The sequence below is a fragment of the Cyanobacterium sp. IPPAS B-1200 genome (assembly GCF_001747005.2).
In the GTDB taxonomy this organism is placed as follows: Bacteria; Cyanobacteriota; Cyanobacteriia; order Cyanobacteriales; family Cyanobacteriaceae; genus Cyanobacterium.
The window spans coordinates 2,429,647-2,444,964 of the sequence record NZ_CP182899.1 but is presented as its reverse complement, the minus strand read 5'-3'; the positions used below and the strand labels follow the sequence as shown (position 1 = coordinate 2,444,964).

The 15,318-nt window shown below is 36.0% G+C and carries 19 protein-coding genes; 7 read left to right on the top strand and 12 right to left on the bottom strand.

Annotated elements, in window-relative coordinates; genetic code table 11:
* Nucleotides 1-2: 2 nt before the first annotated feature.
* The 3 genes from lptB to A5482_RS11345 are packed head-to-tail and all read right to left on the bottom strand — an operon-like array spanning nucleotide 3 to nucleotide 1,850.
* Nucleotides 3-731: an LPS export ABC transporter ATP-binding protein gene (gene lptB, locus A5482_RS11355; protein ID WP_069789370.1), complete on the bottom strand. Its 729-nt coding sequence runs from the start codon at nucleotides 729-731 to the stop codon at nucleotides 3-5.
* Nucleotides 732-769: 38 nt separating this feature from the next.
* Nucleotides 770-1,207, bottom strand: coding sequence for an LptA/OstA family protein (locus A5482_RS11350; RefSeq protein WP_069789369.1), 438 nt, complete (start codon nucleotides 1,205-1,207; stop codon nucleotides 770-772).
* Between the two features lie 43 nt (nucleotides 1,208-1,250).
* On the bottom strand, nucleotides 1,251-1,850 hold the full coding sequence (locus tag A5482_RS11345) for a PAP/fibrillin family protein (RefSeq protein ID WP_069789368.1): 600 nt from the start codon (nucleotides 1,848-1,850) through the stop codon (nucleotides 1,251-1,253).
* Between the two features lie 59 nt (nucleotides 1,851-1,909).
* Here A5482_RS11345 and A5482_RS11340 point away from each other — a divergent pair, with 59 nt between their 5' ends.
* Complete coding sequence (locus A5482_RS11340) at nucleotides 1,910-2,161, top strand: DUF3134 domain-containing protein (RefSeq protein ID WP_069789367.1); 252 nt, start codon at nucleotides 1,910-1,912, stop codon at nucleotides 2,159-2,161.
* Nucleotides 2,162-2,211: 50 nt separating this feature from the next.
* Here the strand turns inward: A5482_RS11340 and rbfA are convergent, their stop codons facing one another.
* From rbfA to A5482_RS11325, 3 genes are all read right to left on the bottom strand, one after another.
* Nucleotides 2,212-2,592 (bottom strand): 30S ribosome-binding factor RbfA, encoded by a 381-nt coding sequence (rbfA, locus tag A5482_RS11335; protein ID WP_069789366.1) that lies wholly within the window; start codon nucleotides 2,590-2,592, stop codon nucleotides 2,212-2,214.
* Nucleotides 2,593-2,633: 41 nt separating this feature from the next.
* Complete coding sequence (locus A5482_RS11330; protein ID WP_069789365.1) at nucleotides 2,634-2,837, bottom strand: DUF751 family protein; 204 nt, start codon at nucleotides 2,835-2,837, stop codon at nucleotides 2,634-2,636.
* Nucleotides 2,838-3,035: 198 nt separating this feature from the next.
* Nucleotides 3,036-4,211, bottom strand: coding sequence for a response regulator (locus A5482_RS11325; protein ID WP_069789364.1), 1,176 nt, complete (start codon nucleotides 4,209-4,211; stop codon nucleotides 3,036-3,038).
* A gap of 545 nt (nucleotides 4,212-4,756) precedes the next feature.
* Between A5482_RS11325 and A5482_RS11320 the strand changes: the two genes are divergently transcribed.
* From A5482_RS11320 to A5482_RS11300, 5 genes are all read left to right on the top strand, one after another.
* The gene (locus A5482_RS11320) at nucleotides 4,757-5,335 is read left to right on the top strand and encodes an SH3 domain-containing protein (RefSeq protein ID WP_141712634.1); all 579 of its coding nucleotides are present in this window, start codon (nucleotides 4,757-4,759) and stop codon (nucleotides 5,333-5,335) included.
* Between the two features lie 7 nt (nucleotides 5,336-5,342).
* Entirely contained in the window at nucleotides 5,343-7,418 is a 2,076-nt protein-coding gene (locus A5482_RS11315; protein WP_069789362.1) for a hypothetical protein, read from the top strand.
* Nucleotides 7,419-7,421: 3 nt separating this feature from the next.
* Nucleotides 7,422-8,696, top strand: a complete 1,275-nt coding sequence (locus A5482_RS11310) for a glycosyltransferase family 2 protein (RefSeq protein WP_069789361.1) — start codon at nucleotides 7,422-7,424, stop codon at nucleotides 8,694-8,696.
* Nucleotides 8,697-8,857: 161 nt separating this feature from the next.
* Nucleotides 8,858-9,520 (top strand): matrixin family metalloprotease, encoded by a 663-nt coding sequence (locus A5482_RS11305; protein ID WP_446684764.1) that lies wholly within the window; start codon nucleotides 8,858-8,860, stop codon nucleotides 9,518-9,520.
* 103 nt (nucleotides 9,521-9,623) lie between these two features.
* Nucleotides 9,624-9,872 carry an HNH endonuclease gene (locus tag A5482_RS11300; protein ID WP_069789360.1) on the top strand — a complete coding sequence of 83 codons (249 nt, stop codon included), beginning with the start codon at nucleotides 9,624-9,626 and terminating at the stop codon, nucleotides 9,870-9,872.
* Between the two features lie 79 nt (nucleotides 9,873-9,951).
* Here A5482_RS11300 and A5482_RS11295 read toward each other — a convergent pair whose 3' ends face one another.
* The 6 genes from A5482_RS11295 to rpsD form a co-directional block, all read right to left on the bottom strand.
* A complete protein-coding gene (locus A5482_RS11295) occupies nucleotides 9,952-10,374 on the bottom strand; it encodes a DUF6691 family protein (RefSeq protein WP_069789359.1) in 423 nt (140 codons plus the stop codon).
* Nucleotides 10,375-10,490: 116 nt separating this feature from the next.
* On the bottom strand, nucleotides 10,491-10,910 hold the full coding sequence (locus A5482_RS11290) for a YeeE/YedE family protein (protein ID WP_069789358.1): 420 nt from the start codon (nucleotides 10,908-10,910) through the stop codon (nucleotides 10,491-10,493).
* Between the two features lie 168 nt (nucleotides 10,911-11,078).
* A complete protein-coding gene (gene petD / locus A5482_RS11285; protein ID WP_069789357.1) occupies nucleotides 11,079-11,576 on the bottom strand; it encodes a cytochrome b6-f complex subunit IV in 498 nt (165 codons plus the stop codon).
* 156 nt (nucleotides 11,577-11,732) lie between these two features.
* Nucleotides 11,733-12,401, bottom strand: a complete 669-nt coding sequence (gene petB, locus A5482_RS11280; RefSeq protein WP_069789356.1) for a cytochrome b6 — start codon at nucleotides 12,399-12,401, stop codon at nucleotides 11,733-11,735.
* A gap of 363 nt (nucleotides 12,402-12,764) precedes the next feature.
* Nucleotides 12,765-12,941, bottom strand: a complete 177-nt coding sequence (rpsU, locus tag A5482_RS11275; RefSeq protein ID WP_015222259.1) for a 30S ribosomal protein S21 — start codon at nucleotides 12,939-12,941, stop codon at nucleotides 12,765-12,767.
* Nucleotides 12,942-13,069: 128 nt separating this feature from the next.
* Nucleotides 13,070-13,678 (bottom strand): 30S ribosomal protein S4, encoded by a 609-nt coding sequence (gene rpsD / locus A5482_RS11270; RefSeq protein WP_069789355.1) that lies wholly within the window; start codon nucleotides 13,676-13,678, stop codon nucleotides 13,070-13,072.
* 297 nt (nucleotides 13,679-13,975) lie between these two features.
* On the opposite strand from rpsD, the gene A5482_RS11265 reads away from it, so the two are divergent.
* On the top strand, nucleotides 13,976-15,253 hold the full coding sequence (locus tag A5482_RS11265) for a TldD/PmbA family protein (protein WP_069789354.1): 1,278 nt from the start codon (nucleotides 13,976-13,978) through the stop codon (nucleotides 15,251-15,253).
* Nucleotides 15,254-15,318 lie beyond the last annotated feature (65 nt).

The following is a 15,318-nucleotide window of genomic DNA, read 5'->3' as shown; positions in this document are numbered from 1 at the left end:
AGTTAGATTTTAAAGTTATCTCCTAGGTAATATTGTCGCACAAGGGAATTTTTATAAAGTTCTTCGGCGGTGCCTGAAGCCAAAATTTGCCCTTCTCGCATGATATACGATCGCCCCGTAATGGCAAGGGTTTCTCTAACATTGTGATCCGTAATTAAAATGCCCATACCTCTATTTTTCAGACCTTCGATCATTGTTTGAATTTCTGACACAGCGATGGGGTCAACCCCCGCAAAAGGTTCATCTAACAACAAAAATTTAGGACCATCTCTACCCACTGCCAAGGCTCTGGCCAACTCTGTGCGTCTTCTTTCTCCCCCTGATACCTGAGAACCTTTGGTATTAACTACTTTTTCTAGGCGAAAATCTTCGATGAGCTGTTTTAGTCTAATCTGACGGTTACGGGAGGATAGGTTGGTTTGTTCGAGGACTAATTCAATGTTTTCTCGGACGGTAAGGTTACGGAAAATACTGGGTTGTTGGGTAAGATAACCGATACCTAGTTTAGCTCGTTGGTTGAGTTGAAGGGGGGTAATGTCTTGCTCATCTAGGTTTACTTGCCCTTGGTTGGGCATGATTAGCCCTGTGGTGATATAAAATGTGGTGGTTTTCCCTGCTCCGTTGGGCCCTAGCAGGCCGACTATTTCCCCTTGTTTTACTTTGAGGTTAACTCGATTGACGATCACTCTTTTGCCGTAGGATTTATGGATGTTTTTTAATGTTAACTGCATTGAATTTGTTTTGACAAAAACCAGTCTATGGGTCTATTTTAGGGGGTATTTTCTTCGATGAGATAAACTGATTCTACTTGTCTTTGATTTTGGGGAGTAGCAATAAACCTTCCTTCATCAATCAAATAAGTCATGGTTTCGGCTCTCATGGTGTTGCCGTCTTGGATTACTTGAACGTTACCGTTTAATACTAGCCTTCTTTCTTGGCTAAAAAATTGGGCTTGGGCTGATGTCGCCTGAATATTACGGGATGGAAATTCTATATAGACGTTCCCTCTGGCGGTAATGATGCCTGTTTCTGAGTTGGCTTCTTGTACATCAGACCTTACGGTGATGGGTTGTCTGCTGTTTTGGGCTTGGGCTTGGGGATAATTTTTTTCGAGGTTGGGGCTAATGGTAGCTATTAAGGTGCTAATGATGGCAGTAGTAATCAGCAGTGGATAGTATTTTTTGGGGCGGGGGATAATGTTTTTCATGGCGATCGCACTTTAGCTATTTAATAAAAGATAATACCATTGATTAGATTTTGGAAAGAACAAATATGTTCCCCTGATTACCCCTACTGATGCGTAAATCATGGTCAAGGTAGGTGATTTCTAACCAGCCGTTGGCATTGGTCATATTTTCTAAGGCTCGGTTAATTTTAATGTCAAGGGGAAAGATATTTTTTTTGTTACTAACTTGGGTGATGATGTCTTGGGGTGATAAATATTTGAGCCAATTTTTGAGAGTGACTATGGTGCGCTCGAACTTTACACCAGCTTTTTTTTCTGATTCTACTTTTAAACTAGCAATTACCACCATGACACTATCGAGAAGGGGTAACCCTTTGATTTCCACAATGTTATAAATTTTTTTGGTGGAAGTATGAATTGATTGATAAATATTTTCTATTTCTACCAACGGAATATTATTTAATCCCAAGAGACTTTTGCTAGAGGTGTACAGTAGTTGCCAATCTCCGTCGAGAAGTTCTTTTTTTTCCATGGGGCAGGGATTAGGGTTGGTGTCTTCTAATTCCTCTATGGCACTGAGAATCTCTACTTTATCACTATCAGACCTATTTTTTTTACTGTTATAACGGGCGATCGCCCCTAACAAATTAGTTTTCGCATTCATGGATAATCTGGTAAAATGTATGTTCTCGACGAAATTTATATGGCTCGTAATATTAGTTTATGAAAAATCCTGCACTGCGTAAAGAAAAGCGCTACGAACCAGCGCCTGTAATTCCTTTAAAACAGGAAGGCTCAATCTTAGAGTGGTTAGAAAGCAATAATAAAATTATGTACCGGGAGGAAAAAGAAGAAAAAGTCAATATCCTACCAGTATCTGAAGACGAAGAAATCTCCGAGCTCATCGAAGACGATGATGATGACGATGATGATTATGAAGAGCAAGATTCCGACGTAGATGATGATCTACTTTAATCATTATCAAATCAAGGGTATAGGGCATTAACCCTAACCCAAAAAAAACATCATTCCTCCGCACCCACTTCCTCTTCCTCTAGGGGAGTTATACGGTTGATTAGCTGAATTAGTTGATCTCCTTTTTCCAAAGAAGAATCTTCCATAAATCGTATTTCAGGGGTATGACGTAAATTTATTTTTTGCCCCAAACTACGCCTAACAAAAGAAGTACAGGCTTTTAAACCTTCCATGGTTTCTTTCTTTGCCTCCGAAGTACCATATATACTCACAAAAACTTTAGCGTGTTGTAAGTCTCCTGACACCTCTACATGGGTAATACTCACCATTCCAGCACCCACACGATCATCTTTTATCTCATTGATGAGCATTTGACTTACTTCTCTTTTAATCAGAGATGAAACTTTTTCGATACGACGACTATTAGCCATTTTTTTATTGTTTAAATTTTTTTAATATACAAGTTTTTGTGTTAGGTGACACTAAGTCCTAACATTGCTTCTAGGGTAAAATAAAGGAAAGAAAAAATACCGATCAATACCCCAAAAATAGCAATTCCTGTCACTGGATTTTTAAATAAAGGCTTTATTTGTTCCCATAAAAAAATAAATATTCCTAAAATTAAGCTCACCATATAGCGAGGATAACGCAATACATTTTCCCAAAAACCATCCATAATTTAATTATCTCTGACTTATTTAATATTTTATTTAATTTATTTTAGGCACTAAATACTATATCTAATTTACTATATTTAATTAATAAAGGCGTTTGGCTTTTGTTTCTTGTGCCTTTTACCTTTACCCAAAAACCTCTATCACATCCGAATTACCATATCTAGTCTAACATTGATTCCTCTCTTCACATTATGGGTTTAAGGGGTGGAGGCAACGTTTTTATTAAGAATCTTAATAATATGTTGGTCATGTAATGGTTTAATCAAGACATCACAAAAACCTACGGATTTATAGTCTTCAGGCTCTATTTTACTCAAATCATCGGTAATTAAAATGATGGGTATTTGTTGAAAAGCAGTGGTTTTTTTGAATTTACTAATCAAATCATAGGCATTTACAGAAGATATTTCCTTATCCACAAAAATTACTTGAGGATTGTTTTGTTGGGCAAATGCGATCGCCAAATCACCTCGACTAAAAGAATTAAACTGATAATCAAGACCTGTTACCGTAGTTTTAACATCTTTTACCACTTGCTCTTGCTCCGTGATACATAGAGCTTTAATATTATTCCCATGAATAGAAGAAGGCTTAAACTTAACTAACCAAGGCAAAGGAATATCCTCAGTAAGAGTTAATTCAATTAATCCTAACTGAAAATAAGGAATCATCATTCTCGTCATCGAAACAATGTCTTGATTTAGCTGAATATGTAAATCTCGTAAAGTATTTTTGCCATTAAATAACTTCTTCATAATTTGATAAGTTTGGGGAGAAGTACGCCGATTTAACTCTCCATGATGACGAATTATCGGAGCTTTATTAGGAGATCTATCTGCTAATTTTGCCCCTAGCCATCTTTGCCAATCTTGCCAAACTTCTACGATAATAGGTTCAGTATCGATAAAAACTAAGGGTGAAGAAGGATTTTTATCTTCAACAATATCAAAATTTACCTCCATTGCCCTTGTTAAATCAAACAAAATTTCTTGGATAATACCACGAATAATTTTATTGGTAACAGAGGGATTTAAAATCTTTTCATCTATTAATAAAGAAAATAAATTATATTCCCAATTATGAACAAATTGTTTATTGTTAAAGATTTTAGGATCAAAAGTATCTAATACGTGTAGAACTTCAGGAGCGTATTTTAGGACGTTTCTACGCCAACGACGACATGGATGTATTCCCCCTGTAGCATAAGAAATTCTACCCAAATACATGAAAAATACCCATTGAGTACCGTTTTTGGCAGTAAAAATAAGTTTCCCCGTAAACTGAGGAACTTTTAAGGTTTTAAATAAGTGTGCTTGTCGGGTGCCGACAAATTGAGGAATTGCGACTTTAAAAGACTCATTAATATCCGACATTGTTATTGGAATAAAAGATTAGTAAAAATATTTACGTGGTTTTGTTTAAGTTATTAGACGCTTTGCAGTAATAATAAAAATTGTATTTCTATTTTTAACAGATTGATGATTAACTCTATTAATATTCTACCAAGATATTTGAGATATTTTTAATCAATCATCCATCATGAGTGCAAATCTCCCCATGGCTTCGTATCAAAGCCGCAAAATATCTCATTCCGTAACCATTTAAAGGCTACAACCATCCAGAAAAAATGTAGAAAGAAAAGGTGGTTTATCTCAAGAAGGGATTGCAACTTTTTATGGTGATGATAATTTTCAAGCTATGGCTAGTAAAGAAAAGATGGAATAAGATGTGGCATTATTAGCTAAGTCTAATACTATTTTGATGAAAACAACGTTATCAATATTTACTTTTTGCTGTATATTGGAACTTTTTGGCACAAAAATCAGTCGTTTATTGAGATTAAGAATTAATAAAAAAAAGATCTTACATAACTTTTGTTATCTATAATTATATAGTTGATAATAACCACGGAAAAAAGATGAACAATAATAAATTGCCATATAGCCTTGCATTAATGGCGTCTTTAATGGTGGCAGAAAATAGCCAAGCGGCACAAAAGCCTGAAGTTAAAAATAACTCACATGACTCTATTCCTCATAATTTATTTGCTTCGAGATGTCCCGAAAGAATACCCACAAGAAGCGGTGATACCGCTTTTTCTGTCCATGATTATCCTCAAAGATATTATCAAGTGACTACCTCCGCAGGAGACTTAAGATTGAGGGCAAATCCGGGGGGAAGAATTGTCGGCTCAATTCCTAGCGGTTGGCAAGTTTATGTGGCTAAGTTTGATTCCTCTGGGCGATGGGCTTATGTCAGAGACAGGTATTCCCCATATTATGATACTCAATATGGTTGGGCGAGCGCCCCTAATTTTCGCTCTGATGGTTGGGTAAGTGTTGATTATTTGCAATATTTAGGGCAATTTTGTAATAAACCTTTGATGTTATCATTGGTGCCAAACAACAATGCTTTGGAGATGACAAAAGATTCTTTTTCTAATGGTATTGCTTTAAGTTTAGAAACAGAAATTTTAGATAAATTAAATCAAAAATAAATTTAAAGTGTCTAGTTTATCTCAAAAAATAAAGGAGCTTTTAAGGATAGCTAAAAATGTTCCTTTTTACACTCAAAGATTAAATTCTGTGGCTATTACTGATCATTTTTTGGATAATTGTAGCGATGCTGAATTATTCTCGGCTTTTTATAATATTCCCCCAATCTCAAAACAAGACATCAGAAAAGCCCCCTCTCAATTATTGGCAACTACCCAAAATATTGTCTATCGTGGTGCTACCAGTGGCACCACTGGGGAAGCTTTTGTTTTTTTTCGGGATGATTTATGGAATCAGAAAAGATTAGCCAGTCTAAATAAATTTTTAGCATGGTGGGGTATTGACAAACAAGGGGCGATCGCAAATGTTAACAGCCGTCTATTTCCTCTTCGTCATCAAGATTATGCCATTATCGGGGGTATTGATAACCATTTTTTACGGTGGCTAAATTTTATTACGCAAAAACCCATTGTGTTGCGGGGTTATCCTAGTCGGTTGTGTGAAGTAGGGTTAATAGCCCGACATCGGATAAATTTTGATGAGGTTAAGGCCATAATATGCACAGGAGAGCCTTTATTTGACCATCAAAAACAACTTTTACGGGATATATTTGAGTGTCCTATCATCATAGAATATGGGAGTCAAGAATGTGGGGTATATGGTTTTACTTGCCCTGTGTGTGGAAATCTTCACATTGATGAAGGGCGGTGTTTGATAGAAGAAAAAGACAATCGATTGTTAGTGACTGATTTGTATAGTTATACGATGCCGATGATTAGGTATTATAACGGCGATTTGGTAACTTTAGAAAATAATAATTTTTGTCCCCATGGCAAAATGAATTTAACTATTTTGGGGCGAGATAGTGATAATTTTGGGCATAGTAAATCCATGTACCCTATGGAAGGTGTTGATTATTATCGCTCTATTTCCACAAGGGATGATAAAAAATTAGTGGGTTATCTTCAGAAGGCTAATTCAGGGAAAGTTGATCAATTTTTTGCTCAGGAGGTGAAGCACATATTTCCCGATAATCCTCCATTATTTATCCAAAAGTTTACATCTCCTTTGAATATGTATAAGGCTACAAATCCCCCTATGCAGGATAAATATTTAGCGGAGTTTATTCCTCTAATCATCGTTAATTATTCTCAACTATTTCTTGATGTGGTTAAGGGCGATCGATGGATATATTATAATATTCCTGACATTATTTTGGAACAGTCTGAGCGATTATTAAATAATCATAACTATTGCCTAGATGAACAAGTTAAACTAGATAAACTTTATTTACTTGTAATGGCTTTAGGTAATAAAGCAAGTGTAATTCATACTCAGTTAAATAATCTTTTTCATAAATATAATAATATTAATCAACTATCTTTAATATATATCGATTTATGGGCGATCGCACTTTTTACTAATAATCAAGAATTACTGAGTTTATTAACAAAGAGAAATCTTTCTTTTAAAATAAAAATAGATAGTTTTGATTATCAATTACTGTTAAAATTAGTTTCTCTAGGAATTCAAAAAATAAGAAAACAAAAAGACTCTTGTTTAATTAATAAACTAAATCCTTTATTACCCTTATTTATTTCCGATTTAGATTTTTGTCCGAAGTATGGGATTGATTGTTTACCTTCTATTCTTAGCCATTGGGCAAAGATATTAAACTGTTACTCTGGTAGTGAGCATCAAGATAATTTCCCCCCAGAATTAAAACAAAGAGAAAATTATTTACTAGGTAAACAAAATGTTAATATCACTTTTAATTGGTTATCTGATGTAACTATTTTAGAATTAAAAGAACTATTAATCCAGATTATATGTTTTGACATTCCCATTGATGCTGATTTATTTTTAGATACCATTAAAACTAGACAAAATCAAAACACAAAGAAAGAGATAACAAAAAGTATTGCTTTTATTCCTTTTATGAATTATTTTGTTCAGTTATTTTTTCAACAAGGGAAAAGAGAAAAAGCCTATCAATGTTTATTAATGGCTGAAAATATTTCTTCTATCAATAATAATTTTGATGCAGTGAGTCGTTTATATAATTTTAAGCAAAAAGTATTTTAATGTATGTTGTTTTATCTTATTCAATTTTGTAAATATAATCATGTTTCTATTAATAAGATTAATGACAGTAATCTAAATTTAATCAAGGTACTAGAAAATATAGATAATAATAATTGGATTATAAGTTGTAGCGATAATCTATCCTCAAATTTTACCTTAGAAGATAACTTAATTGACTTTATTCAAAAAAAAGTTATTGATAACTATAATATTTTTCATCAGAGAGATTTTTGTTGGTTAATTTGGCAAAACTTTAGCTTCCCCGAGCTTACGGCACACGAATTATCAAGTGATAGTATAAGTTGGATAGGAAAAGTTGACTTTATTCAAAAAATATCACAAGAAGATAACAGTATTTTAGGTAATAATTATCAACTGTTAAACTACTTTATTAACAATAAGATATTATGTCACACTAAATTAATAAAAAGTCAAAAACTCGATTTAATAGGAAATTATCAGGACAATATTTTGCCTAAAAAAATAATGGCAATTATTCCCCATCACAATTGTAATCAGTGGTTAGATTATTGTTTATTTAGCTTAATAAATCAAAGTTATAAGTTAACAGACATAGTAGTAATAGATGACAAATCAACAGACGTACCTATAAATATTTGTTCAAATTATCCTGAAGTAACCTTACTCAAAAGTAATAAAAAAGTAGGTCCTTATCAAATAATTCAATCGGTAATTAACGACAGTAATTATGATTATTATCTGTTTCAAGATGCTGATGATTGGTCTATGGTCGATCGCCTCAGGATTAGTATAGAATTAATGGATAAAATGGGGGCGGATATGGTAGGCACTCAAGAATATCGTGTGGATGATATTAACCATATTGTTAATCCTGTGGCTTATCCTTTGAATGTGAATGGCGCACTACAAGAAAAACCAGGACATCCCTTATTGCATCCCACCTCTTTGATTAAACGTTCAGCTTTTTTACGGGTAAATGGCTTTGCCAATGCCCTTTTATATGGTGCTGACACAGAGTTTTTGCTGAGATCTCACTTTCACCTTAAGATATATAATAGCCCTGAATTTGGCTATTTTAGAAGGAAAAGAAACAACTCCTTAACCACTTCTCCCATCACAGGATTAGGCACTCCTCACCGAGAAAAATTATTACACACCCTAAAGGCGATCGCCTATAATAACTATGGCATGGTGAAACAGGGTAAAATCCCCTCCACCATTCCCCTTGTGAGTAAACCCTGTGAAACATTCGAGAAAATAATGAAGCAAACTGATAATATGATGATGGAAAAATGAACTTTGTTCCAGATTTTACGTCATTTTATGCAATTATTTTTTAGAAACATTTGATGAAATTCATAACTAATATTAAACACTTTTTTAGCAGATTTTTATTAACCATATTTATTCTTATTATTTTTTCAGAATTAGTAACAGCTTCAGATATTACTAATAGATTGCCAACTCCCCAAACTTTTCCTTTGCCCCCTTCCCTAGCTTCCCTTAATATAGACATAAAAGAAGACTATTTTGATAACCTTGAACCTCATTTAGTAGGACATTTGATTTGGTCAGAATTTCCCGTTAAGGTGTATATTGCCCCCCCTGAAAATAATCTTTCTGAATCCGCTTATCAAAGATACCAACAATGGGAAAAAGCTGCCCAAAGTGCGATCGCATCTTGGCATCCTTATATACCTTTACAAATAGTCGAAACAGAAGTTGGTGCAGATATTCTCATTCGTCGTCAACCGCCCCGAATTAGAGGAAAATTTAACCCCGAAACAGGGCTTTTTGACTTGCCCAGAATTACCTCTGCCACTGCCACCGTCCAATTTTATGCCACCGAAACCCAACCAGCAAAATTAAAACATCAAATGATAATCGAAGTTAGCCCCCATCAAACCTTTGACTACTGGGTTAATAATATCACCCATGAATTAGGACACGCCCTCGGAATTTGGGGACATAGCCCCCACCAAGGCGATATAATGTATCATGCCCAAACTCGTAATATCCCCACCATATCCCCCAGAGATTTAAACACCCTCATCAAAGTATATCAACAACCCACCAGATTAGGAGGTGCTTTTCCTCCATCATCATCTGTCACGAGATAATTTTAAAGGCATCGCCTAATCATGGTATCAAACATAATTGAATGATGCTACAAATTAAGACATAAAAATATTATCACTATTCCCTGTTCCTGCCTAAATAACCATGAAAAAGAAGAAAACCCCAAGGATTCCCATTCCTTCAGAAGTGAGAAAATATATTTATCAAAGGGATAATTATCGCTGTCAAAGTTGCGGTAAACAAAGCCAAGAAACGACCTTAAATATTGATCATATAATACCCCTTGCCAAAGGAGGAAGTAATGATATGAGTAATTTACAAACCCTTTGTGCTAATTGTAATCAAAAAAAACGAGATAAATTAGATCATCGTTTTCGTCGTCATTACTCTTAAAAAGACTCACTGCTTCTTAGTATATTATATGGGTTCTATAGGGTGATTATCACCCCACTGAGTTTATAAATTAAGATGATTAATTGTTTTTTTGCCAATATTTAAAACTAAAAGAGCCAATAAAAAAGGCAATTATAAATATAAAAGGATTAACATTTTGTTGAACTAAAGATGTAACGGCAGGTCCTGGACAGTAACCAGAAATTCCCCAACCAATGCCAAAAATTGCAGCTCCTAAAACTAGAAATAAGTCTATATCATTGCGAGTAGGTAGATAAAATTTCTCGGCAAAAATAGGTTTTCTCATGGGTAAAACAAATCGGAAGGTAATGGCTGTGACTCCTACAGCACCACCCAACACAAATATTAGGGTAGGATCCCAACTTCCTGTTATATCCAAGAATCCGATAACCCGAGTGCGATCGACCATCTGAGATATACCTAGTCCTAAACCGAATAATAAGCCACTAATTAAGGCTATTAAGTTAAATTTATTGTTCATTTTTTATTTTGTTTATTAATATTTTTGATTTTTATTTATTTACTAAATTAGTCTACAATAACTTGAAATAAATTACTTTTTAAAAAAAGGGATAATATATTTTGTCTTGTAAAAAGTTAAGTAATTAAATTAGTAATAAAAACTGTGACCATGGCAGTGATTAAAAATGTGATGACTGCCACCAATGAACGAGCCGAGAGTCTTCCTAATCCACAGACTCCATGACCACTGGTGCATCCGTTACCCATTCTTGTGCCAAAGCCCACTAATAAGCCACCAACAATCATAATTAATGGTTTAGCATCGGGTATGGGGGTAGAGGGAAGAAAGGGTAAAAAATATTCGTAAATTAGCCCTCCTAATAACATTCCTCCTAAAAAGTACCAGCGCCAATATTCTTTTGACTTCCAATCTACTGCTCCGTTTAACATTCCGCTAATCCCCGCAATGCGTCCATCAAAGGCGAGTAAAATAGTGGCACTGATACCAATGAGGATTCCTCCTCCTAAGCCTGTAATCCAGTTAAATTCGACCATATCTAAAAATATTACTTTACTACTTGATTATATAGTGTTTTAAATACTAAATAAATATCTCCGACCATCTATAAACCTATCAAAAAACAAGTCTAAGGGCGATCGGAGATACTTTGTGTTTTATTAAATTTTGAATTTTAGTTCAAAAATATGACCAGAAGCCATGATTTAGAATAAGCCTAGGGTTAAAGACTCATCAATGGGGAATACAGATCCAGCACCTAACCAAAGGGTAACTAAAGTACCAAATAGGAATACAGTCATCGCAATGGGACGACGGAAGGGGTTTTGGAATTTGTTTACGCTTTCGATGAAAGGTACTAACATTAGTCCTAAAGGAATTGCTGCTTGACAGGCAATGCCTAAAAGTTTGTTAGGTAGTACACGCAAGATTTGGAATACGGGGTATAAGTACCACTCGGGTAAGATTTCCAAAGGAGTTGCGAAAGGATCTGCTGGTTCGCCAATCATAGCGGGATCTAAGATAGATAAACCAACGATTAAACCTAATGCTCCTAAGATACAGACAGGGAACATATAGAGAATGTCGTTGGGCCATGCGACCTCACCGTAATAGTTATGACCCATATTTTGAGCTAGTTTGGCTCTGAGTTTGGGATCATTAAGATCAGGTTTTTTGATTAATTGAGAATTTGGGTTAGACATGATTAAAGTTTGTCTCCTCTATGGTAGGGAATAGTGGAAATTGATACGGGATAATTCCCATTGTATCTTGATTATATCTGAGAGTTTTGTAAAAGTTATTGAATACTAAAAAGACGATTAACTGTGAGCTAATCGCCGTTTTCCGTTACTCATGATTTACAAAGGTCCAGAGATACCTTGTTTACGGATTAGGAGGAAGTGTAATAACATGAACACTGCCATTAACCAAGGTAATACAAAGGTATGGATGGTGTAAAAACGAGTCAAGGTTGCTTGACCTACACTTGCTCCACCTCTGAGAAGTTCTACCATTTGATCTCCTACAACGGGAATTGCTGCGGGTACACCAGATACGATTTTAACCGCCCAGTAACCTACTTGGTCCCAAGGTAAGGAGTAGCCAGTTACACCGAAGGATACGGTGATTACAGCCATGGTAACGCCTACGATCCAGGTTAACTCACGGGGTCTTTTAAAACCACCAGTTAGGTAAACACGGAATACGTGGAGGATTAACATTAATACCATCATACTGGCGGACCAACGATGGATAGAACGGATTAACCAACCAAAGTTTACTTCGTTCATGATAAATTGAACGGAACTAAAGGCTTCGGCTACGGTGGGTTTGTAATAGAATGTCATGGCAAACCCGGTAGCAAATTGGATTAGAAAGCAGGTAAGGGTGATTCCGCCTAAGCAATAAAAGATATTGACATGGGGAGGAACGTACTTACTACTAATGTCATCGGAAATCGCTTCTACTTCGAGGCGATCGTTAAACCATTTATAAACGGAAGAATCGGTTACTTGTTTTGTAAACATTAATAAGCCGTCAATAATGTAATAATATTATGGATAATTAGAGCTATTGTTTATTAACAACTCTTTATAAAATGTAACATAGCTTTAAGCCTTATTGCTACTAGGCTGAGAAAAATATATCTTTTTCTTAACCTTCCGCTTTGTTTTCTGAGAATACACTACCATGAGTCCGACTTTTTTGTTTTTGGGAGAAGCCATGGCAGTTTTTAGCTAGTGTAAATCTTGTAAAAATATATTCTGCAGAAAAGTTAATGAGAATGTTTAGGATAGGCTGGTTTTAGATACTCACCCCCTTTTAACCTACCTAAATTTTTTATATATACAATTTTTGTTGTTGTCGTCTAGTGCCTTTTTTGGCTGTATTTAACGGAAACGTTTTTTGCGACGAGCAACTGCTTTACGTTTTTTCTTTTCGATGGGGGTTTCAAAGTGACGCAGACGTTTGATGTCGGCAAAAATTCCTGCTTTGGAAACTTGTCTTTTAAAACGACGTAATGCGGATTCGATGTTTTCGTTTTGTCCCACAACCACTTGGGTCATGTAATGTCCTCCTTTTTATTTACTAAATGTTTACGTGATTATTGATTATTTTAACATAGCAAGTGGTGTCGTTGATGTCGGTATGCCGACAAGTTTGATGAACCATACAACACCACTCCAAGTATATTCTATGCTTTACGAGAGTAGTACTCAATTACGAGTAGTTCGTTGATGTTTAATGCTACCCATTCACGTTCGATGACACCGTTGACTTTACCAACATAGGTGTTTTTATCGAATTCGAGGTGACTAGGAAGGTTAGCAAGTCCGGGGTTGGCAAGGTTGCCTTCTACAATTTTACGGGATTTATCACGATCTCTTACGGCGATTACATCTCCGGGGCGACACTGATAACTGGAAATGTCCACAACTCTACCGTTAACGTTAATGTGTCCGTGGTTTACTAATTGACGGGCAGCGGGAATGGTGGGCGCCATACCGAGACGGAATACGGTGTTGTCAAGGCGCATTTCTAATAATTGTAATAATACTTGTCCGGTGGAACCACCTACACGACGAGCTTTTTTAACATAACGAACTAATTGTTTTTCGTTTACACCGTAGTTGTAACGAAGTTTTTGTTTTTCTTCTAAACGAATGGCGTATTCGGAGCGTTTACGGCGGCTTTGTCCGTGTTGTCCGGGGGGATATTGACGACGTGCGTTTTTACGTGTTAGCCCGGGTAAGTCTCCTAGGCGACGTGTTACCCTCAAGCGAGGTCCTGTATATCGAGACATAATTCTAGTTAAGTTTTCTTTATTTTTACGAGTTTTGACCCAAACATATTATTTTACACTAATTTATTGTTTTTAACTTTTTATGGCTTATTTATTTTTTGTTTTTGATTAACTGGGCTGTGATGAAAAAATGGAGTTGTGAGGGTAATTAGGATTTGAGAGTTAAGGATAATGAGGTTTTATTATGGCAATGTTGTATGTGTAACTTTTTATTCAGCGCACCTTAGTTGATGTTTGGATTGATAATGGTGGGTGGATGGTGGATAATGTTAGGGGTTGATAAGGGTAAGAAAAAAGGTGGAAGCAGAAGCACTATTGGATTTAGCGCAAAGGCGTGGGGTTGGTGATTTGGAGGTTTATCAGGTGCGATCGCACTCTAAGCCCATTTCTTTTGAGGCTAACAAACTTAAGCAAATAGAAAGCTCTCAGGGTGGGGGTATGGCTTTACGACTATGGCGAAATGGTTGCCCTGGATTGGCGGTTGCCTATGGGGATTTTGATGGAGATGATTTGATTGATAAGGCTTTGGCTATCTCTGCTCTCAATGAGCCTGAAACCCCTTTACTTAATGGTCAAAATCGTTTAATTTATCCTGCTTCTGAAGTTAGAGCGGATATAAATATTTTAATGGAAGAAGGACGCAGGGCGATCGCCCTTTTACGGGAAGCACAACCCGAAATCCTCTGTAGCCTTGATTTGGAATGGGAAACCGAAACCACCACTATCATCAACTCCCGTGGTTTGCATTGCCAATATACCGACACCAGTTTAAGTGCCTCGGTGGGGGTGGAATGGGTAAGAGAAGATGACTTCCTCGCTATCTATGACAGCGTTTATGACAATAAAAAGCTAGATTTGAGCAAAATAATCAAAAGTATTCTCCAACGGCTAGAATGGGCAAAAAATCAGGGAACCATTGAATCTCGCCCTTTGCCCGTGTTGTTTACCCCCAATGCCGTTACCAGTCTTTGGGAAACCGTCAGTGATGCCCTAGATGGTAAGCGCATCGTTGATAAATCTTCCCCTTGGTATGATTGCCACGGCAAAAAAGTTATTTCCTCCGCCGTTTCCATTGCTCAAAATTCCCATTTACAACCTTACTATTGCCCCTTTGACGATGAAGGCAGTGTGACTCAAAGTTATAAACTAATTGATGCCGGAGAGATAGCCAACTTCTACTGCGACAAAAAAAACGCTGAAAAATTGGGCATCAAAAACACGGGTAACGGCTTCCGCCCCAGTTTGGGTAGTTATCCCACCCCTAGCCTCGTTAATTTCGTGGTGGATGGTGGCAATACGCTCTTTGATAAGTTGGTGGAAAGTATGGACTATGGTTTGATTGTGGATCAATTTTTGGGTAACGATGCAGATATTTCAGGGGATTTTTCCTTGAATGTGGATTTAGGTTATGTAGTAGAAAAGGGAGAAGTAATTGGTAGGGTAAAAGATACGATGATTTCTGGTAATATTTATCAGCTTTTAGAGCGAGTGAAAGATTTAGGTAACGATAATATGTGGAGTGGTTCTTGTTATACTCCTTCTATGGTGATTGATGGGGTATCGGTGACAAATTGACAATACACCATTAACCATAGAAAATTAAGACATATTAAGATTTTTCCGTTGATGATTAACTCTTA